Here is a 21811-nt window from a genome sequence, read left to right as displayed (position 1 = left end):
GCATTTGCGGATTGGAGGGAGTCATATATCCGCTTTCGCGGAAAGTCTGGAATCACGGCGCTGCGCCCTTGATGGCGCGGAACCTCGGCGCCATCGCCGGGCACATTTACATGGTGGACACCGTGTTACCGAATTAGTTAATCCAATCTATATTTAAACTCGCTCCGAAACTCATTGGTAACCCAAGAACAGCAAACTTTCACGACAGGAGCCCGCATTGGGCGAATCCGTTCCGTTCGAAATTGATCTAGACGTCGCAATCCCGACGGGCGAGACGATCAACGTAACCGTCACGGTCAGCTACCCGGAGGGCATGGGCCTGTACGCCGTAGCCGCGCTTGAGGAACTCGGCGGGCAAACCGAGGCGCTTTACCGCGAAATGGCTAAACGCAAGGACGCCGCAACCCTCCAAGCACTATCCGGGCTCGGCGAGAGTCCCTCGGGCTACCGAACCGGGTCACCGGGAGTTCCAGCGGAACCAGCGGATGCCGATATAGGCAAAGACGATGACGTACCCGGCGCAGGCCAGCAGGGCGAACGTGTCCTGGCTGTTCCAGGCAGATTCATCGAATGCCTTGGCGAAAAGGATCATCAAAGCGCCAACGGGTGACCAATCGGCAACAGTTTTCATCGCGTCTCCCAGGATCCCGGTTCCGCCCAGCAGGCCCAGGAGCAGCAGGATGATCATCAGGAACCGGCCAATCGCGTTGACGGCGCCCGCGGATTGAACCAGGCCGACCAGGGCCTGGCCGATGGAGAGGAACACGGCGGCGCCGAGGACTGCGATGGCGAGGATCAGGAGGAATTGGCCGGCCGTGAGGGTTAGTCCGTGCAAAATGGCGCCGACCACGACCACAATGATGGAGCTCACCAGGTTGGTGGCCACCTGGACGATGAGCCGGCTGGTCATGATCATCCACGTTGGTGCGGGCGTCACCCGCAGCCTTTCGAGCACGCCAATCTCGCGGTCGTGGGCGATCGCCAGGGTGTAGCCCAGCAGGCATGAGGTGAGCAGTCCCAGGGTCAGGGCAAGGCCAACGATCACGTCGGTGCCACCGAGCCGGGACTGGGACTTGCTGAAGGACGTGACAACAAGGATCACGACCGGCAGGAGGATGCTCAGGGTGACCGCCACCTTGCTTCGCACCAGGACGATGAAATCGGCGCGCAGCAGGGAACGCATGGCCAGGCCAAGCGGCTGCGGTGCGAGGTTCGTGCTAGTCACGGAACTCACTTCCCGTCAGTCCAATGAACACATCTTCCAGGGTCACATCGCCGTGGGCCACGTCCAACACCCGTGGATCCTTGCCGTGTCTGTCGATGAGCTCCGCTGGTGCGCCCAGCGTCAGCAGTGCTCCGTGGTCGATGATTCCCACCCGGTCACAGACCGCTTGGGCCTCCTCCATGGAGTGTGTGGTGAGCAAAATGCTCCTCCCTTCGCCGCGAAGGTGTTCAATTCTTCGCCACAAGCCGCGGCGGGACTGGGGATCCAGCCCGGCGGTCGGCTCGTCCAACAGGAGCAAAAGCGGTTCGTGGATGGCTGCGACGAATAGGGCGAGCCGTTGCTGCTGCCCGCCGGAAAGCTGTTTGAACCGTTTGGAGGTTTCCTCCTCGAGCCCGATGGTGCGCATGCCTTCGGAAATTTGGGCCCGGGAGAGCCGCAGCCCGTAGAGGCCCGCATAGAGTTCGGCAATCTGCACGATGCTCAGTTCGGCCTGGAAGCTGGAGGATTGCAGCTGCACCCCCAGGCGCGACTTGGCTTCCAACGGCCTGCGGCGGACGTCGATGCCATCCACCAGCAAACTGCCCGACGCCGGCGCCACCAGTCCCTCAATTGCGCTGAGTGTGCTGGTCTTTCCCGCCCCATTGGGACCCAGCAAGCCAAAGATCTCGCCGCGGTCGATCTGGAAACTGATGCCGTTGACCACCGTGCGGCTTCCATAGGCGACGTGCAGGTCGTTGACGTCCAAGACCGGCGCCTCACCCGGCGCAGTGGCTTCGCTCATCGGAACGCATCCTTTCGGGACGGCGGGCAACGCGCAGCAGCTGCACCGCTACGACAAGTGTAGATCCGCTGACGGGACTGGGCGCGTCACCGCGGCGGGGGAGTTGGTGCGGCCGCGATGGCGGCAAGGTCCCGCCCAGGCCCTGCAGGCGGCAGGGCGCCGGAAGTCCAAAGGACGGTGAGCGGCCTGCGCAATTTCACCCTGGCCACGGGCACGGAGACGAGCCGGCCCAGGTCCAGATCGTCCCTGACGGCCCACACGCTCAGCACGCCCGGCCCGGTTCCGGCAGCGACCGCAGACCGCACCGCCGCCGTCGTCGTGTATTCCGCGACGGGAGCGGCAAGTGCCAGGCCCGGATCATGGGCGGCAAGGATCACTTCCAGCGCGTTGCGGGTCCCGCTGCCGACCTCCCGGCTTACCAGCCCAGCCCCGGCAAGCTCTGCCGGGGTGAGCGGTGCCGTCCGCCGAGCCCAGGGGTGTCCGGGTGCGACGACGACGGTGAGTTCGTCGTGCTGGACCGTTGCGGAGGCAAGGTCGCCGGGCAGGCGGGAACTTTCAATGAAGCCGATGGCCGCGGCCCCCGACCGGACCATCTCTGCGGCCACTTCGCTGTTGGTGACCGTCAACTCCACGACTGTGGGAAAAATTCCGTGGGACTCCTGTTGCCGGCGCAGGGCCACCAGCCAGCGGGGCAGCAGGTGCTCGGCAATGGTTTGGCTGGCCACCACATGGAGTTGCCGGGCACGCTCGGCACGCAGGGACGAAATTCCCGTGTCAAGGCGTTCGGCCGCGGCAAGGACATCAGCAGCCCACACGGCAACCAGGGTGCCGGTCTCGGTCAGCGTTGAGCCGCGCGGGGTCCGGGTGAGCAGCACGGCACCGATCTGCGCCTCCAGGTTCTTCATCCGTGATGACACGCCCTGCTGGGACAGTCCCAGGAGTTTTCCGGCTGCCGACAGGGATCCGAGGGAATGGACGGCGGCCAACATTTCCAGGGCGGACAGTTCGGGCATTCGCGGACTCAGCATTGACCAGCCTCCGGGGCGGTGAAGGATCAGGCACAAGTGGGGCTTGTGTCCTGACAAGTCTATGCCTCCTACTGCGTCGCGGCCTGGGCCGGAAGCATGGAAGGCATGGGAACCTTACTGCTGGAGACGGATCAGGAACACGGTGTACGGAAAGCGTCTGCGCCGAACGGCCGGACGGTGCCGCGCAGCCGGCTGGTGCTGCGCCGGCTGGGCGCACCGGGGGAGATGTTTTCCAACCTGACCCCCAATTGGTTTGCCACGATCATGGGCACAGGCATCGTGGCGAATGCCGCGGCGACCCTGCCGCTGCAATTCCCCGGCCTGCGGCTTGCCGCCACCCTCGTGTGGGGACTGGCGTCGGTGTTGCTGCTCTTGCTTTCTGCAGCCACCGTGGTGCACTGGATCCGGTTCTGCGACACCGTGCTGGGCCACCACAACCATCCCGTCATGGCGCACTTCTACGGTGCGGCGCCCATGGCCCTGCTCACCATCGGCGCCGGGACGCTCCTGCTGGGAAAGGACGTCCTTGGCGAACCGCTGGCACTGGGGATCGACGTCGCACTGTGGACCGTGGGCACCCTCCTTGGGCTGGCCTGCGCCGTGGCCGTGCCGTACCTGCAGTTCACCCGCCACGAGCGTGGATCCGGCGCCGCATTTGGTGGCTGGCTCATGCCGGTGGTGCCGCCCATGGTGTCCGCCGCGACCGGCGCCTTGCTGCTGCCCTATGTTCCGGCCGGGCAGCCGCGACTAACCCTGCTCATGGCCGCATATGCGATGTTCGGGCTGAGCCTGGTGGCGTCGGTCATCATCATCACGCTGATTTGGAACCGGCTGGCGACCCACGGCATCGGTGCCGCCGCGGCCGTGCCCACGCTGTGGATCGTGTTGGGCCCGCTGGGGCAGTCCATCACGGCCGCAAACCTGCTTGGCGGCAACGCCCACCTTGCGGTGTCCGGAGGCCTGGCCCGTGCCATGGAGGCATTCGGCGTGCTCCTTGGTGTTCCCGTTCTCGGCTTTGCGCTATTGTGGGCGGCCCTCGCCGGGGCCATCACCATACGCACCGCCCGCCGGGGACTGCCGTTCTCGCTGACATGGTGGTCCTTCACCTTCCCCGTGGGTACCTGCGTGACGGGCTTGTCCGGCCTGGCCGCACACACGCATCTTGCGGCGTTTTCGGTGATGGCAGTCGCCGGCTACGCATTCCTGGTCCTCGCCTGGCTGGTCGTCGCGGTCCGCACCTTCCACGCCAGCGTCATCGAAGGCACCTTGTTTATGGCACCGGTCGCTCCAACGGTTGGCGAGGCTGCCGGAACGGCGTAATGAACCGGATCCCTGCGACGGCCCGGCAAAACGGCGTACTTGGTGAGATGCTGGGGGTCACGACGGCGGAGAGCGGGAAAATCATGGATGTGGACGGGGTGCGCAACGACGCAGCAAGGGTCATAATCGTCGGCGCGGGCCCCGTGGGGCTGATGCTTGCCAATGAACTGGGACGTGCCGGAATTCCCGCACTGGTCCTGGAGCGCCTGGCGGAACCGAGCCCCATGCCCAAGGGCAACGGCCTGGTGGGGGAGATTGTGAACGTGATGGCGGCCCGCGGCCTGTCCCGCGGACAGAAGGGGTTGCGCGCGTTCCCGTTGCCCCGCTACGGGTTCGGGCCGTTGCGGCTCAAGCTGAATCCGCTGGGCAAGGGGGCCTTGAAGGTGCTGCCCATTCCCCAGCGCGGCCTGGAGGAACTGCTCGAACGCCACGCCGTGGCCGCCGGTGCACAGATCCGGCGCGGGCACGAGGTTACCGGGTTCACCGATGACGGCGGCAAGGTGCGCGTTGACGTCGCCGCCGACGGGGCAGCCTATTCTGTGGAAGCCGATTACCTTGTGGGCTGCGACGGGGCGCACAGCCTGGTCCGGCACCACCTTGGCGTGGACTTTCCCGGCATCACCGGCGAGCAACTGGCACGGATTGGCCGCGTCACGATTCCCGCCGGCGCACTGGTGGTGGGGAAGAACGCCGTCGAACTTCCCGACGGGAAGCGCCTGGTCCTGTTCCAGCCCAACATCACGCCCACGGGCAGCATCTCACTGGCCCCGGCCGCCGGACTGGACAAGACCGCGCCCAAGGATCTGTACGTCATCAGCACCAGTGAGCCGCGGAACGGGCAGGAACCGGCCAAACACATCGACCTCGCGGAACTGCAAGCCAGCATCCGGCGCGTGCTCGGCGCCGAGCTGCCCATCAGCGACGGGCAATGGCTGCGAGCCACGCGCTCCAACAGCCGGCTGGCCGAACGGTACAGGGTGGGCCGGGTGTTCCTCGCCGGTGACGCCGCACACGTGTTTTCCGCGGGCGGCTCGGCGTTGAACACAGGGATGCTCGACGCCGTCGACCTCGCCGCCCGGTTCGCCGCCGTCCTGGCCGACGGGGCACCTCGCGAAAGCCTCGAGGACTACCACACCGCACGGCATGAAGCCGGACGCCGGATGCTCCTGGCGACCCGCGCGCAAGCCGCGTTGTTGGCACCGGGCGAGAACGCCGAGGCACTTCGCGAAGTCCTCGGAGCCGCGTTCGGGACCCGCAGCCCGAGCAACTACCTGAAGGAGCTGCTGACCGGCAAATAGCGGGCGCCGGGTAGGCAAAACGTGCACCTCTCCCTTTTAAACATATAACGCATGGGGGGCCTTGCCGCAAGGCCCCCCATTGGGCGCAGAATTGATACCCAACGCCGAGGCCGGTTGGCCGAAAACCCCGGCGAATACCCCCTGTCGCAACAACGGTTGCCGGGGTCCGGCGTAGCCAATTCACAGTAGGAGTCATGGACGTGCCCTTGTCCACCAGCGCATTCGACCTTCCCGCCCGCCTCTCACCCAAGGCCGACCCCGCCCTGATCTGCGTCGACGACCAGCACTTTGCCGCCATTGCGGAAAGCCTCGAGGAATCCATCGCCGACTTGGGCAACCGCCTCGACGCCGCCCGCAAGGCGCCCGGCCGATCCGGGCAGGAGGCGGTGGAACGGGACATCGAGATTCGCCGACTGTCCGCCCGCCTGCGAGCGCTCAGCCGCTTCGGCCTGGACCTGTGCCTTGGCCGGATCGTTGGCACGGATGCCCCTGAGCCCCTCTATATCGGCCGGCTCGGCCTGACCGATACCGCGGGACGCCGCCTCCTGATCGACTGGCGGTCACCGGCAGCCGAGCCGTTCTTTGGGGCAACCCATGCCAATCCGATGGGCCTTGCAAGCCGGCGCAGGTACCGCTGGACGCGCGGGCGGATCAACGACTACTGGGACGAGGCGTTCACCGCTGACGGGCTCGACGGGGACGCCGCCCTCGAGGACCTGTCGGCGTTCATCGCCAGCCTGGGCAGCAGCCGTTCGGCCCGGATGCGGGACGTGCTTGGCACCATCCAGGCCGACCAGGACTTCATCATCCGGGCCGGCTCCCGTGGCGCCCTCGTCGTCGACGGTGGTCCGGGCACGGGAAAGACCGTCGTCGCCCTGCACCGGGCCGCGTACCTTATCTACTCCGACGCGCGGATCGGCCGCCATGGCGGCGGTGTGCTGTTTGTGGGGCCGCACCAGCCCTACCTCGCCTACGTTGCCGACGTCCTCCCCAGCCTCGGCGAAGAGGGCGTCCAGATCTGCACCCTGCGGGACCTGGTCCCCGAAGGCGCAGCCGCTGTCCTCGAAAGTGATCCGGACGTTGCCGTCCTGAAGTCCTCGGTCACCATGGTCAAGGCGATCGAGCGGGCCGCCAGCTTTTACGAGCAGCCGCCCACCCGGGGGATGGAGGTCCGGACGCCGTATGCCGACTTCTGGCTCGGCTCCGACGATTGGGCAGAAGCCTTCGATGCCCCTGCCCCGGGGACGCCGCACAACGAGGCGCGCGACGAGGTTTGGGAGGAGCTGCTGACGATTCTGCTGGACAAGTACGACGGCGACGACGTCCCGGAGGGCCTGCTCCGCAGGGCACTGGCCCGGGATGAGGATCTTGCGGGAGCGTTTGGGCGGGCCTGGCCGTTGCTCGACTACCCCGACATTGTTGGCGACCTGTGGACGGTGCCGGCCTACCTGCGGCTATGCGCCCCCTCGCTCCGGCCGGAAGAGGTCACGAAGCTCCAGCGGACTGAGCCCCAGGCCTGGACGGTCGCGGACCTGCCCCTTCTCGACGCGGCCCGCCATCGGCTCGGCGACCCCGAGGCATCCCGTCGCAAACGGCGGCAGGCGGCCACTGCGGCGGCCGAACAAGAGCTCATGGACCGGGTGGTCGATGACTTGATCGCCGCCGACGACTCCGAACTCATGGTCATGACCATGCTGCGGGGGCAGGACATACAGGAAAAGTTGGCAGGCGCGAATGCACTGCCGGGAACGGACCCGGACCTGCTAGCGGGCCCGTTCGCGCACATCGTCGTCGACGAGGCGCAGGAGTTGACGGATGCGCAATGGCAGATGCTGCTGCTCCGTTGCCCGTCCCGGAGTTTCACCATCGTCGGGGACCGCGCCCAGGCAAGGCACGGATTCACGGAGTCGTGGCAGGAACGGCTCGATCGCGTTGGAGTGGCCAATGTGACCATGGCGAGCCTGGGCATCAACTACCGGACGCCGTCGGAAGTCATGGCGGCCGCCGAGCCGGTCATCAGGGCCGCCCTGCCGGACGCCAATGTGCCTGCCTCCATCCGCAGCAGCGGCATTCCCGTGCGCCACGGCTCCACAGCGGAGCTGGGCACGATCCTCGACGACTGGCTGGCTGCGCAGGACGACGGGATTGCCTGCGTCATAGCGGGGGAGGGCGCACCTGCCGCGGACGGGTACGGGGAAAGGGTCCGCATCCTGACGCCGGAATTGGCCAAGGGGCTGGAATTTGACCTGGTGGTGCTCCTTGACCCGGACAGCTTTGGTACGGGCATAGAAGGTGCGGTCGACCGTTATGTTGCGATGACCCGGACCACCGCGCAACTCGCCATCCTCACGACCCCTACCGCGGAAGGACCGTAAGGGGCAGGGCGTTTTTGGGTGGTCGTGGCCCCTCGCGGGTACTGGCCGGCTCTTACGATCGTCGGGGTGTCCAGCCTGATGGCAGCATCCCGGTAATTGTGCCGCGTTCGGTGTCCGCCGCGGCCGACCACCCTTGTGCCGCTTGGCCGGCCTCGAACGCTCCGCGTGCCAATCGCAGGCCGACATCGGGGTGGCTCATCCCGGGCGCGCCTCCCCGGCGCGTCGATGCGCGAACGCTCCACGGTTTGTCGGCGAACCCTCCGCCGCGGAACACCCGGTAATCCCCGTACCTGGCGGGATCGAGCAGGTCCCAGCACCACTCCCAGACGTTGCCGAGGGTGTCGCTGAGCCCGAAGTCGTTGGGCTGCTTCAATCCGACGTCCTGTGGGGACTCCACCTCGTCGCCAGCCGTCCACGCAACGAGCTCCAGGGATCCGTAGTGCGGCCCGTCGGTGCCGGCGCGGCACGCGTATTCCCACTCGGCCTCGGTTGGCAGCCGGTATCCGGGCGCGTCCAGCCGCCAGGCCACCTCTCCGTCGTTCAGGTGGTACGCGGGAACAAGGCCCGCTTCCTCCGACGCGGCGTTGCACAGGTTGATGGCGTCGAGCCAGCTGAGATTCACTGCCGGCGCCTGTCCTCCCGAGCCGTCCTCACCCATCAGCTGCGCCCACTGGGCCGCGGTGACCGGTGCCGTCCCCATCGCAAAGGGCTCCAGCTGCACGGTCCACCGACGACGGCGCCGCGCGTCATGCAACTCCACGGGTCCGGCCGGCAACGGACGAAGGCCAAAGATGGTCACATCACCATGCTCCCACCCGGCGCGGAGATGAGGAGAAATGTGGGGGACTATTGCTTCGCCGGGCCGATCCCTGTTGAACCATGCTGGCCGCCGCCGTCGACCTCTGGGGTTAGCGCGGCCCTACCGGGTGCACAGTCGGCGCATAGCTCAGTTCCTGGCTGCGTCCGTCCAGGGTCAGGGCTTCGAGCAGCTCGAGATCGAACTCCGCGGCACCCCCTAGGACCGGATCCTCTCCCGTGATTCCCGTGATGACGGGGAAGATGGTCATCTGGATCCTATCGACCAGGCCGGCGGCCATCAGGGCATGGTTCATCGACAAGCTTCCATGGGACCGCAGCGGAACATCGGATTCCTTCTTGAGCCTCGCAACGACGTCGACCGCGTCGCCGCGCATGACGGTGGTATTTGGCCAGGGCAACGGCTCATCCAGGGGCATCGACCGTGAGATGACGACCTTCGGCAATTCGCTCATGCGCAGGACCCAGGGGTCGAGCTCCATGCCGGAGGTGATGAATCCGGAAAACATGCGGTAGGTGGCCGGACCAAACACCATGAGCTGGTCCTCGACGTAAAGGTCGGCGCGCCGGGCAAGGAGTTCGGGACCTTGCTTGCCCCAATAGCCTCCCCATTCATCGGATGAGCCGTAGCCGTCAAGGCTGCTGAAGACGTCGAAGGTATAACTGGACATTTGGGCCACTCTCCTCGGACCGCCTGGCCGGGTGGGCCTCCGCCGCGCCAACCAGAAATGGTGGGGGCTTGGTGAGCGCATCACGTTGCCCGCAGTTGATTCAGATTCTACCGTGGGCACGTTTGGGTGTCTCGTGAAATCCTCGACGGCGATCGGAACCCGTGCGGTCACACGGGCCCCTTTGCCGCCAGGTCATTCGAAGAAGGCGAAGCGCGTGAGGAAGTCGCGGAGGGTCGAGTCTCCGGCTGTCATGTTGGCCATGCGATCAGGCTCCCCGGTCTGATGAGGGGTCAACTATCCGGTTGAATTCGCCTTTCGGATCCATATAGTCAACAGCGTTGACATTTCTTTTGTTATGTATTTTCATGAGACGTGGGGCGATTCGCGTTCGGTCATGATCCGCGCGCACCCCGGACGGGAACTCCCGCAACTATTGCCTTTGGCCTCAGCCAGGGCCGGCCGCCCGAATCCGATGGATGGGTGTGTGGCACCGGTCGAACATCACTATTCACGGAGAGAAACGATCATGCCCAAAACAACGCCAACCTTCTATGAGAATGCCGAGAAGACCATGGATGCGGCGGTTGTTGCGCAGTCCCTGCGCGCTACCAAGCGTGAGGTCTATTGGTTGGATTCCCCGCTCCGTCCCGACGCGCACGCACCGCTGCGTGCGCAGATCACCTGCGATTTGTTGGTGGTGGGCGGTGGCTACACTGGCTTGTGGACCGCCCTGCAGGCCAAGGAGCGGGACCCGGAGCTCGACGTGGTGTTGTTGGAGGCCGGGTGGATTGCCTCCGAAGCCTCCGGACGCAACGGTGGATTCTGTGAGGCGAGCCTGGTCCACGGCGAGTCCAATGGAGAGGCGCACCTACCCAAGGAAAACGCGCGGCTGACGGAACTGGGCCTGGAGAACCTCGCGGGGCTCATTGAAACTATCGCGCGCCATGGCATCGATTGCGACCTTATCCAGGAAGGCACCTTGGCGGTCGCGACCGAGCCGCACCAGGATGCGTGGCTGCGCGAGGAAGGCGGGGTGGAGAATAAGGAGTACTTTGACGCCGGGGCGCTGGATACCGTTATCCGCTCGGATGCCTTCATTTCCGGACTGTGGAGCCGCGACGACACGGTCCTGGTGCACCCGGCCAAACTTGCCTGGGGACTGCTTGCCGCCTGCGAGAAACTCGGGGTGCGCATCTTTGAACAATCCAAGGCAACCTCACTGGACGAATCAAACGGCAGGATCGAAGTTGCCACCGCCCAGGGGAAGGTGGTTGCCAGAAAAGTGGCCCTGGCGACGAACGTCTTCCCGTCCCTGCTCAAGCGCCACGCGCTCATGACGGTACCGGTCTATGACTACGTCCTGGTCTCGGAACCACTCAACGATGAACAGCGCGCCGCGATCGGCTGGGAAACGCCGCACGGGCTCACCGACCTGAACAACCGATTCCATTACTCCCGGCCCATCATTGATAAAGACGGCGGCTGGCGGATCCTCTACGGCGGTTATGACGCCGTCTACCATTTTGGCGGCAAGGTCAGTCCCGACCATTACAACCGTGAGAGCACCTACACAAAACTGGCGGCGCACTTCTTCGCCACGTTCCCGGACCTTCAGGGACTGGCCTTCTCCCACGCGTGGGGCGGGGCCATTGACACCTGCAGCCGGTTCTTCTCCTTCTTTGACCTCGCCTACAACGGCAAGGTGGCCTACTGTGCAGGATTCACCGGCCTGGGCGTGGGGGCCTCCCGCTTCGGCGGACGCGTGATGCTGGACCTGCTCTCCGGAAAGATAACCGAAATCACCGAACTGGAAATGGTCCGCAAGAAGCCATTGCCGTTCCCGCCGGAACCGGCAGCGTGGATCGGGGTCCAGCTCATGACCGGCGCCCTTGCCCAGGCGGACCGCCGTGAAGGCGAACGCGGCCTGCTGCTCAAGACCATGGACGCCATCGGCATGGGATTCGATTCCTAAGCGCCCCCGACGCCGGCAAAAAGGGAGGTGGTTACAAGCTCCGGGTGAGCCTGCAACCACCTCCCTTGGTTCGGGGAAATCCAAGCCCCTACCGGCTCACCGCGGCCTCGAGGCTCGGCCACCAGGTGGCCGAGGTGGTCAGGCCGAGCGTCTTCTCAAGCGCCTCCCCGAGCGTGAACACGGTGGCATCGTCATAGCTGCGGCCCACGATTTGGACGCCCGTCGGAATCCCGTTGGGTGCGATTCCGGACGGGACGGCGAGCACGGGGACCCTGCCCACCACATTGAAGGGGACCGTCAGCGCCGACTCGATCCAATTCACCTGTTCGGCTCCGACGTCGACGAGCCCCGCCGGGTCCGCAAAGTCGGCGGCCATGCCCTGGGTTGCGAGGGTGGGGCAGAGCAGGGCGTCATAGTTCTCCAAGAGCGTGCCCAGCGGTTCGTAAAGGGCGGCCTCTCCAACCAGGCCCTCGGCGAAGGACGCGGCCCGTGCGGCGCGCCTGGCAAAGTCGAGGGTGTAGGGCATCAGCAGGTCACTGTTCGCACCGGCGATCTCGGTGATGAACGGTCCCATGATGCCACCGAAATGTGCCCACGCGGTCTCTACGATTTGCTTGCGGGTCCAGGGCAGGTCGACCTCTTCGACAATGACGCCGGCGCTGCGCAACGCTTCCGCCGCGATCCGGGTGTTTGCCTCAATGGCAGGGTCCACCGTGTAGTCGCCGAGGTTCATGCACAGGGCAACCCGCATACCGACGGCGGCAGCGGCGTTGGGGGTGGAGAGTACATAGGCGGGGCGCAGTGACGCCTGGTCCGATGAATGGGGTCCCGCGATCACGTTTTGCAACAGGGCGACGTCGGCCACGCTGCGGCCCATGGGGCCGTCGGCGCAGTAGGTGTCCTGGTTGAAGGGCGCCATGCCGGGCACCCGGCCAAAGGGCGGTTTGAAGCCGACAAGGCCGCAGAAGGAGGACGGGATGCGGATGGATCCGCCGATGTCCGAGCCCGTGGCCAGGAGGGTTTCCCCCGCTGCCAGCGCGGCCCCCGAACCGCCGGAGGAGCCTCCCGGGGTGAGGTCAAGGTTCCAGGGATTGCGGGTGACGCCCCACAATTTGCTGTGGGTGTAGGGCGCGCAGCAGAATTCCGGGGTGGTGGTGCGCCCGTGGACCACGGCTCCTGCGGCGTAGATCCGCTCAACGATCGGATGGCTGGTATCGGCAATGGTTCCCTGTTCGGTCAGCGAGCCCTCCTCGCTGGTCCGGCCGGCAATGGGCTGTTCCTCCTTGAGCAGCAGCGGTATGCCCTCGAGCGGTCGCTGCACCCGGTCCGAGGTGGCGAACCTCGCCTCGGAAATCAGGGCTGCGCCGTAGGCCTCGTCGAGCATTTGTTCGCTCAGTGCGTTCACACCAGGTTCCACGAGGGCGGTTCGCGCAACAACGGCGTCGAGCAGTTCGACGGGGGACAGCTCTCGCGAGGTAAAAAGTTCACGGGCCGTGGCTGCCGTGAGATGGTGCAGTTCCATGGACGGGATCCAATCGGGAGGTGGGCCGGATATGCCAACGCGGCACGTGCGCGCGGTCTCGGCGGCGACCGAGACCAGCCGCTGCAATGAGACTAGGCTCACAGATTCCTTAAGTCAACGGTGATGACAACCATGATGACTTTGGTGATTTTGGCCGGGTTTCCACACGCGAGCTACTGTGCGAATTGGGTGGCGTTGACCTTGTCCACGCTCTAGGTGCGGCCCTTGGTGGGGATCCCGGGGTTTGTGGTGGCCGCTGCTATGCATAGGTAAGTTTGGGCAGCGTGAAGCGCGCGACGGCCTCCGCGACGGAAGCAACGTTGAGTGACACCGTTTCGCCGTACCGGGTGAGACGTGGCGTGAGGGGTCCCATGCCTTGGCGGTTCCGGCGAGGTGGCCGGGGGCGCGCGGCCCGCCACGGCATCGTCAGGCTGAATGCGAGAGGCTGGCCGTACGTTCTGCCGATTGGATAATCGCGGAGACGCCGAGCAGGAAAAGTTCCCGATCCTCCAGTTCGGTGAGCTGGGTGCTCACGGCGGAAATATGCGGGTACTTGCGGGGGTCGGCATGGAGCGGGCCCTCGAACCAGGGGCTGGGTTCGTCGGCCCGAACTCCTCGCTGGCTGCGATCACGCGCAATTCCGGCCGCACTCGAGAGTACGTGCGAGGCCATCAGTGCATAATGGCGCACCAGGTCGTCGCCGGTGAGCCCGGCGCGGGAAAGCGCATCGAGCATGAACTCGACAGCGTCCAGTTCACCTGGTCCGTGGGTGGTCAACACGATGGCTTCGACGCCGATCGCCGGATACTGGGCGAACAGGTCCAAGGTGGTGGTTGCCAGCTGGGTAAGCCCCGCACGCCAATCGGAGGGATCCGCGGTGACGGCAGAGACGCTGCGGCCGATGAGTTCATCCAGAAGCTCCCGCATGAGGTGCTCCTTGTTGCGGAAGTGGCGATAGATCGCCGTCGGATCGGCGTCGAGCAGGGTGCCGAGTTCTCGCACGGAAATGGACGATGAGCCGGCGTTGGCGGCGAGCTTGAGCCCGGCGGCGATGATGGTGTCGCGGTCGAGGCGGCCCCGTCCGGACGGTGTGCCCGCTGATGCGCGGCGGCTGGATGTTCCTTGCGTCATGGTCACATTGTGCACTTTTCGGGGCGCCAAATCTAATCTGAAACATCTTGGACAACACCGTTGACAATGGCGTTGTCAAATGAATAACCTTACCCTGATCGCCCGTTCAACGAAGAAATGAGGATGACTCTTGCCGTTCGCAGACGTACTTTTTACCGGCGGTGCCGTATTTACCGGCATCGGCATCCCAGTCCGGGGCCAGGCGGTAGCCATCGTGGGGGAGCGCATTGCCGGAATCTTTCCCGAGAGTGAATCGGGCGCTTGGATCGGGGAGCACACCCGCATCGTTGACCTCGACGGCGGGCTGTTGAGTCCCGGATTCCAGGACGGCCACATTCATCCCGTCAGCGGGGGAGTTGAACTGCTGATGTGCAATCTCTCCGAAGCCGTGAACGCCGCCGAGGCAGTGGCGACCGTGCAGGAATACGCCGCCGCACACCCCGAAGAGCCGTGGATTCTCGGCGGCGGATGGTCCATGGACCATTTCCCGGGCGGATCGCCGTTGCGCACACTCCTCGATGACGTGGTCCCCGACCGCCCAGTCCTGCTCCAGAGCCGTGACCACCACAGCACGTGGGCGAATACGGCGGCCATCCAGCTCGCAGGGATCGAGGCCACTACGGCCGATCCCGCTGACGGCCGGATCGAACGCGAGGCCGACGGCACCCCGGCCGGCACCTTCCACGAGGGCGCCGGCGAGCTCTTTTCCGACGTCCGTCCGCCCACTGATCCCGATTTCGCCTACCTCGGGCTGCTCCGCGCCCAGCAGGAACTGATTGCGCTGGGCATCACGGGCTGGCAGGATGCCATGGTGGGCGGCGGGAGCGGTGATGCGTGCGCCGTGTACGAGAGGGCCGTGGCCGAGGGGACGCTTCGGGTGCACGTCGTCGGCGCCCAGTGGTGGGAGCGGACCGGCGGCATCGAGCAGGTTGGCCTCATGGTGGACCGCCGCGATGCCCTTGCGGCGAGGGGCGACTCCGACCGTTTCTCGCTGGGCACCGCGAAGATCATGGTTGACGGTGTTGCCGAGAACCATACGGCCTCAATGCTCACGCCCTATCGGGACGAACACGGCAGGGACACCTGCAACCACGGGCTGTCGTTCATCGACGAATCCCGGCTCACCGACTACGTTGTTGCGCTCGACGACGCCGGCCTGCAGGTCCATTTCCATGCCCTGGGCGATCGGGCGGTTCGGAACGCCCTGAACGCTATCGAAGCCGCGCGGCTGGCGAACGGCCCCTCGGATGGACGCCACCAACTGGCCCATCTGCAGGTGGTCGAGGAGGCCGATACCGGCCGGTTTGCACCCCTGGACGCCATCGCCAACATCCAGTCGCTGTGGGCCTGCCACGAGGACCAACTCGACGAACTCACGCTTCCTTTCCTGCAAGAGGGGGCGGAGGCCCGGCAATATCCGTTCGGGGACCTGGTGCGGCACGGCGCACGCCTGGCCGCCGGAAGCGACTGGCCGGTATCCAGCGCCAATCCGATCGACGCAATCCACATCGCTGTGAACAGGGTCTCGCCCGGCAGCTCCGCCGAACCCCTGGGCGGCGGGCACCAACGCCTGGCACTGGAAACCGCCATGGCGGCCTACACCTCCGGCACGGCGTATGCCAACCATCGCGACCACGACACCGGGTACGTGCGTGAGGGCTATCTCGCCAACGTCGTCGTCCTCCAACCCGACCCGTTCACCCTGGCGCCAGAGGAGATCCACCGTGCCACGGTGGCCTCCACCTGGATCGAGGGAGACCTCGCCTACTCCCGTTCCGCCTAAACATTAGGAGTTACCTTGACCAGCACATTGCATTCCCTGCTGCGCCGACGCACCAGGGCGGCTACTGCCGTCGCCGTGGTTGCGACCGTCGCACTAGCGATCTCCGGATGTAGCGGAGGAAGCGGCGGCGCCAACCACGGAGCCGCGAAGCCATCATGGACGATGACCTCCCAGACGCCCAAGCCATCGGGAGACATCGCCTCCTACACGTGGGCGAGCTACGCCGAACCGTTTTCGCTCGACTACGCCTACGCGTTCGACTACTCGGACAACCAGGTATTGGCGAACGTCTGCGAGTCCCTCCTGCGGCTGAACCCGGACTACACGCTCTCGCCCGGCCTCGCCGAGTCCTACACACACCCGACCCCGACGAGCTGGGTCTACAAGATCCGGTCCGGCGTCACCTTCCACGACGGCACCCTGCTGACCCCCAACGACGCGGTTGTTTCGATGCGCAGGCAAATGGACCCTGCCGTCGGATCGTCCTGGTATTCGGCGTACCAGAACGTGAAATCCATCGAGCAGACCGGCGAGCACGACGTCACCGTCACCATGAAGAAGCCCGACTCGCAGTTCAACCTCTCGATGGGCAGTTCCGCCGGCGTGATCGAATCGGCGGCCACGCTCAAGGCGAAGGGAAAAAGCTATGGCAACTCCACGGGAGGTGTCAATTGCACGGGGCCGTTCAGTTTCGTCAACTGGAAGGCGGGGGAGAGCATAACGCTCAAGCGCTACGCCAACTACTGGGATCCCGCACTGCGGGCGAAGGCCGGTGAGGTGAAGTTCCTGTTCATCAACGACTCCACGGCAAGGATCAACGCGCTGAAGTCTGGCCAGGTCGACGGCGGCTGGATGGTTCCTGCCGATGGGATCAAGGACTTGCAGTCCTCTGGCGCCGGCCAGGTCTACTTCGGCATGAACACCGCCGTTGGAAGCCTGATCGTCAACAATTTGAAGGGCCCGCTCGGTGACGTGCGCGTCCGGAAGGCCTTGCTCATGGCCCTGGACCGGCAGGGGATCATCTCCGCAGCCGGCGCCGGCTACGGGGAAGTGACGAATGCCTTGACAACGCCCTCGGTGTGGGTGGGCGCAAGCAAGGACACGCTCGGCAAGGCCTTCGACGGGTTGGAGAAGTATCCATACGACCTGACCGCCGCGAAGAAGCTTGTCGAGGAAGCCGGAGCAACGGGCAAGGAAATCACCTACGTGACAGCGCCCATGGGGACCGACTTCAGCGTCATTTCACAGGCAACGGCCGCGGCCGCGGAGGCAATCGGGCTCAAGGCGACCATCAAGACGGTCACGCCGAACGCCTACACCACGCTCTTCGCCGACCCGAGCGCCCGCGCCGGGGCGGACTTGTTCTACACCTCCTGGTACCTCTCCAGTCCCGACCCGCTGGAGATGTATGGTGTGCTGCGCACGGGCGAGTTCAGTAACTACGGCAACTGGTCCAACGCCGATTTTGACAAGACCGTCAACGAGGCCATGGCCATCGACGACCCGGCAAAGCGTGCCGAAAAGACCGCCGAGGCCCAGAAGATCGCAAACGACCAGCTCCCGTGGTTGCCGTTGAACACCGGCCCCATGACGGTGTTCCAGGGCAAGCGGATCTCGGGCGTCTCGCCGTCGATCGCCTTCCTCTACTACCTTGGGCGGCCACCATTGGCGCTCGTTAGCATCCGCCGCACCGCACGGATTAACGGTGGCGCCGCCACCGTGATCCGGCGGGTCGCGGGCAAACTCGGCAGTTTGTTGTTGACGTTGTTCCTGGCGTCACTGCTCGTCTTCTTCTCGCGCTTCCTGGTGCCGGGGGACCCGGTGAGCTTCCTCCTTCGCGGCCGCAAACCGAGCCCGGAAGCGGTCGCCGACATCACCGCCCAGTTTGGCCTGAACCTTCCCCCATGGCAGCAGTACCTGAACTGGATCATGGGAGTGGTGCACGGCGACTTCGGCCGGTCCCTGCAGTTCCGGCAGGACGTCTCGACGGTCATCGGCGACAGGCTGCCCGTCACCTTCGGCCTGGTGGTGATGGCCGGGCTCATGATTGCCGCAGTCGGCCTCATCGCGGGGGTGGCCGCCGCGCTGAACCGCAACCGCGCCCTGGACAAGGCGATCCTCACCGGCCTGACGGTGCTGGGAGCCATTCCCTCGTTTGTTGGCTCGATCGTCCTGATCGCCGTCTTCGCCGTCCAACTGGGCTGGTTCCCATCGTTCGGCTCGGGTGCAGGATTCCTCGACACCATTTACCACTTGGTGTTGCCGTCGCTCGCCCTTGCAATTGTCTTCGTCGTGCTGGTGGGCAAGGTGACCCGGTCCTCGATGGTCGAGCAGCTCAATCGCGAGCATGTGGAGGTTGCCACGAGCCGGGGCCTGGGCCGGAGCACCGTGGTCCGCCGGCATGTGTTCCGCAATGCGATCGGACCAATCCTGACGGTAAGCGGCCCGCTGGTAGCGGGCCTGCTCGTGGCCAGTTCGATCGTCGAGGCCGCGTTCGGGATTTCGGGCATCGGATCGTTGCTCGTGCAATCGGTGGACCGCCTCGACTTCCCGGTGGTCCAGGCGATCGTCCTGCTGGTCGTGACGACGTTCGTTGCGGTAAACGCCCTTATTGACATCCTCGAACCCTGGATCGATCCCCGGTCCGCCGCAGGAGCTGGTGCCCGATGACTACCTCGACCCTTGACGCCAAGGCGTTGAAGGCCCCGCGATCGCGTCGCCCCGACGTCAGCTTCATGCTGAGCGTGGCCGTCGTCGTCCTGATGACGGCCACCGCGATCCTGGCGCCGCTCATTGCCCCCTATGACCCCAACCAGGTGGACCTCTTCAACTTCCAGTCCGGCCCGACGACGGCGCACTGGCTCGGCACGGATGCGCTCGGCCGGGACATCCTCACTCGAATGATGTTTGGCGCGCGCACGGCCCTGCTGGGCCCGCTGCTCGTCGTCGTCTCCTCGACGATCCTCGGCGTCCTCCTGGGCGTCCTGGCCGGATGGCGCGGCGGCTGGGTCGATGCTGTGTTGGCACGGCTCTTTGACGTTGTCTTCTCCTTCCCGTCCCTGCTGATCGCCATCATGGCGGTCGCCTTGTTCGGCAAGGGCCTGGTGGCTCCGGTTATTGCCATGAGCATCGCCTACGCACCCTACGTTTCCCGGCTGACCCGCGCCCTCGTGGCGTCCGAACGGCACCGCCCCTATGTTGCCGCGTACCGGGTGCAGGGCTTCAGTGGGGCGTGGATCGCGCTCCGGCGGGTGCTGCCCAACGTCGCACCCATCGTCGGGGCGCAATCCACGCTGAACTTCGGCTACGTCCTGGCCGAACTCGCCGGCCTGTCGTTCCTCGGCCTGGGGGTCCAGGCGCCTGCGGCCGATTGGGGCGCCATGATCAACGAAGCTCAGCAAGGGCTGATCGGCGGCCACTTCCTCCCCGCCATAGTGCCTGCCGTCGCGGTCGTGATCGTGGTGGTTGCCGTGAACATCATTGGTGAAGAACTCTCAGACCGCATTGGAGGCGGGATCCCCGCATGAACCTTCTCGAAATCGCCGGGTTGACGCTCGATCTGCCCGACGGCAAACGTCTCCTGGACGGAATCTCGCTCTCCGTCGCCAAAGGCGAGACGGTCGGCGTCGTCGGCGAATCCGGCTCCGGCAAATCACTCACGGCGCGATCGGTGCTTGGCCTGCTGCCCGAGCGTGCTGCCATGGGCGGCGAGGTAATCCTGGAAGGGCGGAGCGTCCTCGATGCGCCGCCCAAGGAGCTGCTCGAGCTGCGACGACGGAGCGCATCAATGGTGTTCCAGGATCCTCGGGCAGGGATCAACCCGATGCGCACGATTGGCGACCACCTGACGGAAACACTCCGACTGTGCGAGCATCTGCCGGCCGACGAGGCAAAGGCGCGGGCGATCGAGCTGCTCGCCTCCGTGCGATTGCCGCGCCCCGAACAGCACCTGCGCCAGTACCCGCACGAGTTCTCCGGCGGCATGCTCCAGCGCGTGATGATTGCCGGGGCGCTCAGCAGTTCGCCGCAACTGCTCATTTGTGATGAGCCGACCACCGCGCTGGATGTGACGACGCAGGCGGAGATCATCTCCGTGCTTTCCGAACTGCGCACGGAGCGGGGGATGGGCATGCTCTTCATCACCCACGACCTCAACCTTGCGGCATCGCTGTGTGAGCGGGTCTACGTCATGAACGGCGGCCAGGTCGTGGAGGAGGGCAGTGCCCGCAGCGTCTTCCGCTCACCCAAGGCGGACTACACGAAACGCCTGATTGCCGCGACCCCGTCAATCGTCGTCACCGACGACGACGCCGGCCGGCCCGCCACCGTGGCGGCGGCGCCGTCGTCGGCCGTTGATTCCGGCAGCGCCCTGGAAGCGCGCTCGGTCTCAAAAACGTACGCAGTGCGCGGAAAGCTGCCGGTTCGTGCGGTTGCGGACGTCTCCCTGGTGATCCCGAGGGGTGGCGCGCTGGGCGTGGTCGGCGAATCCGGGTCCGGGAAGTCCACCCTGGCCCGGTTGATCGTGGGTCTCGAGGAAGCGGACGGCGGTGAGATCACGATCGCCGGCAAGTCACGCACCATCAAACCCCGCAACCGTGATGAACGGCTTGCCCACGCGCGCTCGGCCCAGATGGTCTTCCAGGACCCCTACCTGTCGCTGGACCCGCGCATTGCCACCGGGCGGGCAATCGAGGACGGGCTTCGCCTCCACAGCAAGTTGTCGGCGAGCGCATCGCGGGCGCGGGTCCTTGAACTGCTCGACCAGGTGGGCCTGACGGAGGAACACGCCGTGGTGCGGCCGCGCAAGCTTTCGGGCGGGCAGCGGCAGCGGGTCGCCATTGCCCGGGCGCTGGCCATTGAACCTGACCTTCTTGTCATGGACGAGGCCACCAGCGCACTTGACGTTTCGGTGCAGGCCCAGGTGCTCGACGTGGTGGCGGAAATCCGTCGCGAACGCGGGCTGACGGTGCTGTTCATCAGCCACGATCTCGCCGTGGTGCGGCGGGTTTGTGAGGAGACCCTGGTCATGCGGTATGGGGAAATCGTGGAGCGAGGCGGCACGCTGGACCTTCTGGGCGCACCCAGCCACCCGTACACGAGGCTCCTGATCGACTCTGTTCCGCGTCCGGATTGGGATCTTGAAACTGCCGCCGAGGTCCGTCCGACGGCGTGAGCCGCGGCATCGCGCCGCCGTTGGGCCCGGCCCGTTACTGGACGGATCTGGCGATGGCGGCGATGTCGTCGATCCTGCCATCGGCAATGGTTCGGAGGTGTTCGGTGATCATTGCGAGCGGCCAGTCCCACCACGCCGCCGTGAGCAGTTCCCGGATTTCCGGTGCGGTGAAGCGGTACCTGATCAGTGTTGCGGGGTTGCCTCCGACGATGCCGTAATCGGGCACGTCCCTGGTGACGATCGAGCCGGTGGAGATGATGGCCCCGTGGCCGATGCGGACACCGGGCATGATGGTCACGTTGCCGCCGATCCACACATCGTGGCCGACGACGGTATCGCCGCGGTTCGGGAGGTCGGTGACCAGGTCCATGTGCCGGGCCCAGGCGCCGCCCATGATGGGGAACGGGTAGGTGGACGGGCCGCTCATGCGGTGGTTGGCGCCGTTCATGATGAATTGGACGCCGGCCGCGATGGCGCAGAACTTCCCGATGATTAAACGCTCGGGCCCGTAGTGGTGGAGCACGTTCCTGGTTTCGAACGACGTGGCGTCCTCCGGATCGTCGTAGTAGCTGAATTCGCCCACCTGGATCAGCGGGCTGGTGATGAGCGGCTTCAGCAGGACCACCCGGTCCTGGCCGGGAATCGGATGAAGGGTGGTCGGGTCCGGGGGAGTGTCGTGGGAGGTCACCCGTTCATCCTAGGACGTGCGCCGCCAC

The 21811-nt window shown here is 65.6% G+C and carries 16 protein-coding genes; 8 read left to right on the top strand and 8 right to left on the bottom strand.

Features of this window, described 5'->3' with window-relative positions; genetic code table 11:
- Positions 1–457: 457 nt before the first annotated feature.
- From AL755_RS12050 to AL755_RS12040, 3 genes are all read right to left on the bottom strand, one after another.
- Entirely contained in the window at positions 458–1225 is a 768-nt protein-coding gene (locus AL755_RS12050) for an ABC transporter permease (protein ID WP_054011213.1), read from the bottom strand.
- On the bottom strand, positions 1218–2006 hold the full coding sequence (locus tag AL755_RS12045; protein WP_054011212.1) for an ABC transporter ATP-binding protein: 789 nt from the start codon (positions 2004–2006) through the stop codon (positions 1218–1220). The genes AL755_RS12050 and AL755_RS12045 overlap by 8 nt, the downstream gene beginning before the upstream one ends.
- Before the next feature lie 86 nt (positions 2007–2092).
- Positions 2093–3034 (bottom strand): LysR family transcriptional regulator, encoded by a 942-nt coding sequence (locus AL755_RS12040; protein WP_054011211.1) that lies wholly within the window; start codon positions 3032–3034, stop codon positions 2093–2095.
- A gap of 105 nt (positions 3035–3139) precedes the next feature.
- Here AL755_RS12040 and AL755_RS12035 point away from each other — a divergent pair, with 105 nt between their 5' ends.
- The 3 genes from AL755_RS12035 (at position 3140) to helR (ending at position 8027) form a co-directional block, all read left to right on the top strand.
- Positions 3140–4354: a TDT family transporter gene (locus AL755_RS12035; RefSeq protein ID WP_054011210.1), complete on the top strand. Its 1215-nt coding sequence runs from the start codon at positions 3140–3142 to the stop codon at positions 4352–4354.
- The gene (locus tag AL755_RS12030) at positions 4354–5652 is read left to right on the top strand and encodes an FAD-dependent monooxygenase (RefSeq protein WP_054011209.1); all 1299 of its coding nucleotides are present in this window, start codon (positions 4354–4356) and stop codon (positions 5650–5652) included. Before AL755_RS12035 ends, AL755_RS12030 begins: the two co-directional genes overlap by 1 nt.
- A 194-nt stretch (positions 5653–5846) precedes the next feature.
- Positions 5847–8027: an RNA polymerase recycling motor ATPase HelR gene (gene helR / locus AL755_RS12025; protein ID WP_054011208.1), complete on the top strand. Its 2181-nt coding sequence runs from the start codon at positions 5847–5849 to the stop codon at positions 8025–8027.
- Positions 8028–8079: 52 nt separating this feature from the next.
- On the opposite strand, the gene AL755_RS12020 is transcribed toward helR, so the two are convergent.
- On the bottom strand, positions 8080–8826 hold the full coding sequence (locus AL755_RS12020; RefSeq protein ID WP_082369205.1) for a formylglycine-generating enzyme family protein: 747 nt from the start codon (positions 8824–8826) through the stop codon (positions 8080–8082).
- Between the two features lie 109 nt (positions 8827–8935).
- Positions 8936–9514: a dihydrofolate reductase family protein gene (locus AL755_RS12015; RefSeq protein WP_054011207.1), complete on the bottom strand. Its 579-nt coding sequence runs from the start codon at positions 9512–9514 to the stop codon at positions 8936–8938.
- 526 nt (positions 9515–10040) lie between these two features.
- On the opposite strand from AL755_RS12015, the gene AL755_RS12010 reads away from it, so the two are divergent.
- Positions 10041–11486 (top strand): NAD(P)/FAD-dependent oxidoreductase, encoded by a 1446-nt coding sequence (locus AL755_RS12010; RefSeq protein WP_107503846.1) that lies wholly within the window; start codon positions 10041–10043, stop codon positions 11484–11486.
- An 88-nt stretch (positions 11487–11574) separates the two neighbouring features.
- Here AL755_RS12010 and AL755_RS12005 read toward each other — a convergent pair whose 3' ends face one another.
- Positions 11575–13008 (bottom strand): amidase, encoded by a 1434-nt coding sequence (locus AL755_RS12005; protein ID WP_054013028.1) that lies wholly within the window; start codon positions 13006–13008, stop codon positions 11575–11577.
- 426 nt (positions 13009–13434) lie between these two features.
- On the bottom strand, positions 13435–14139 hold the full coding sequence (locus tag AL755_RS12000; protein ID WP_054011206.1) for a TetR/AcrR family transcriptional regulator: 705 nt from the start codon (positions 14137–14139) through the stop codon (positions 13435–13437).
- A gap of 130 nt (positions 14140–14269) precedes the next feature.
- On the opposite strand from AL755_RS12000, the gene AL755_RS11995 reads away from it, so the two are divergent.
- The 4 genes from AL755_RS11995 to AL755_RS11975 are packed head-to-tail and all read left to right on the top strand — an operon-like array spanning position 14270 to position 21095.
- On the top strand, positions 14270–15922 hold the full coding sequence (locus tag AL755_RS11995) for an amidohydrolase (protein ID WP_054011205.1): 1653 nt from the start codon (positions 14270–14272) through the stop codon (positions 15920–15922).
- Positions 15923–15937: 15 nt separating this feature from the next.
- Positions 15938–18592 (top strand): ABC transporter substrate-binding protein, encoded by a 2655-nt coding sequence (locus AL755_RS24415; protein ID WP_337589591.1) that lies wholly within the window; start codon positions 15938–15940, stop codon positions 18590–18592.
- Positions 18589–19449: an ABC transporter permease gene (locus AL755_RS11980; protein WP_054011204.1), complete on the top strand. Its 861-nt coding sequence runs from the start codon at positions 18589–18591 to the stop codon at positions 19447–19449. The genes AL755_RS24415 and AL755_RS11980 overlap by 4 nt, the downstream gene beginning before the upstream one ends.
- Entirely contained in the window at positions 19446–21095 is a 1650-nt protein-coding gene (locus AL755_RS11975; protein WP_054011203.1) for a dipeptide ABC transporter ATP-binding protein, read from the top strand. Before AL755_RS11980 ends, AL755_RS11975 begins: the two co-directional genes overlap by 4 nt.
- A 34-nt stretch (positions 21096–21129) precedes the next feature.
- On the opposite strand, the gene AL755_RS11970 is transcribed toward AL755_RS11975, so the two are convergent.
- Positions 21130–21783: a CatB-related O-acetyltransferase gene (locus AL755_RS11970; RefSeq protein WP_054011202.1), complete on the bottom strand. Its 654-nt coding sequence runs from the start codon at positions 21781–21783 to the stop codon at positions 21130–21132.
- Positions 21784–21811: the final 28 nt, after the last annotated feature.

The organism is Arthrobacter sp. ERGS1:01, from assembly GCF_001281315.1.
Taxonomy (GTDB): Bacteria; Actinomycetota; Actinomycetes; order Actinomycetales; family Micrococcaceae; genus Specibacter.
The sequence above is the reverse complement of the archived record's forward strand: the minus strand, read 5'-3'. Positions and strand labels throughout refer to the sequence as shown.

Excerpts from the sequence above, each read along its gene's own strand:
- AL755_RS12045 (WP_054011212.1), bottom strand. The coding sequence starts at position 2,006 with ATGAGCGAAGCCACTGCGCCGGGTGAGGCGCCGGTCTTGGACGTCAAC.
- AL755_RS12040 (WP_054011211.1), bottom strand. The coding sequence starts at position 3,034 with ATGCTGAGTCCGCGAATGCCCGAACTGTCCGCCCTGGAAATGTTGGCC.
- AL755_RS12035 (WP_054011210.1), top strand. The coding sequence starts at position 3,140 with ATGGGAACCTTACTGCTGGAGACGGATCAGGAACACGGTGTACGGAAA.
- AL755_RS12030 (WP_054011209.1), top strand. The coding sequence starts at position 4,354 with ATGAACCGGATCCCTGCGACGGCCCGGCAAAACGGCGTACTTGGTGAG.
- helR (WP_054011208.1), top strand. The coding sequence starts at position 5,847 with ATGGACGTGCCCTTGTCCACCAGCGCATTCGACCTTCCCGCCCGCCTC.
- AL755_RS12015 (WP_054011207.1), bottom strand. The coding sequence starts at position 9,514 with ATGTCCAGTTATACCTTCGACGTCTTCAGCAGCCTTGACGGCTACGGC.
- AL755_RS12010 (WP_107503846.1), top strand. The coding sequence starts at position 10,041 with ATGCCCAAAACAACGCCAACCTTCTATGAGAATGCCGAGAAGACCATG.
- AL755_RS12005 (WP_054013028.1), bottom strand. The coding sequence starts at position 13,008 with ATGGAACTGCACCATCTCACGGCAGCCACGGCCCGTGAACTTTTTACC.
- AL755_RS12000 (WP_054011206.1), bottom strand. The coding sequence starts at position 14,139 with ATGACGCAAGGAACATCCAGCCGCCGCGCATCAGCGGGCACACCGTCC.
- AL755_RS11980 (WP_054011204.1), top strand. The coding sequence starts at position 18,589 with ATGACTACCTCGACCCTTGACGCCAAGGCGTTGAAGGCCCCGCGATCG.
- AL755_RS11975 (WP_054011203.1), top strand. The coding sequence starts at position 19,446 with ATGAACCTTCTCGAAATCGCCGGGTTGACGCTCGATCTGCCCGACGGC.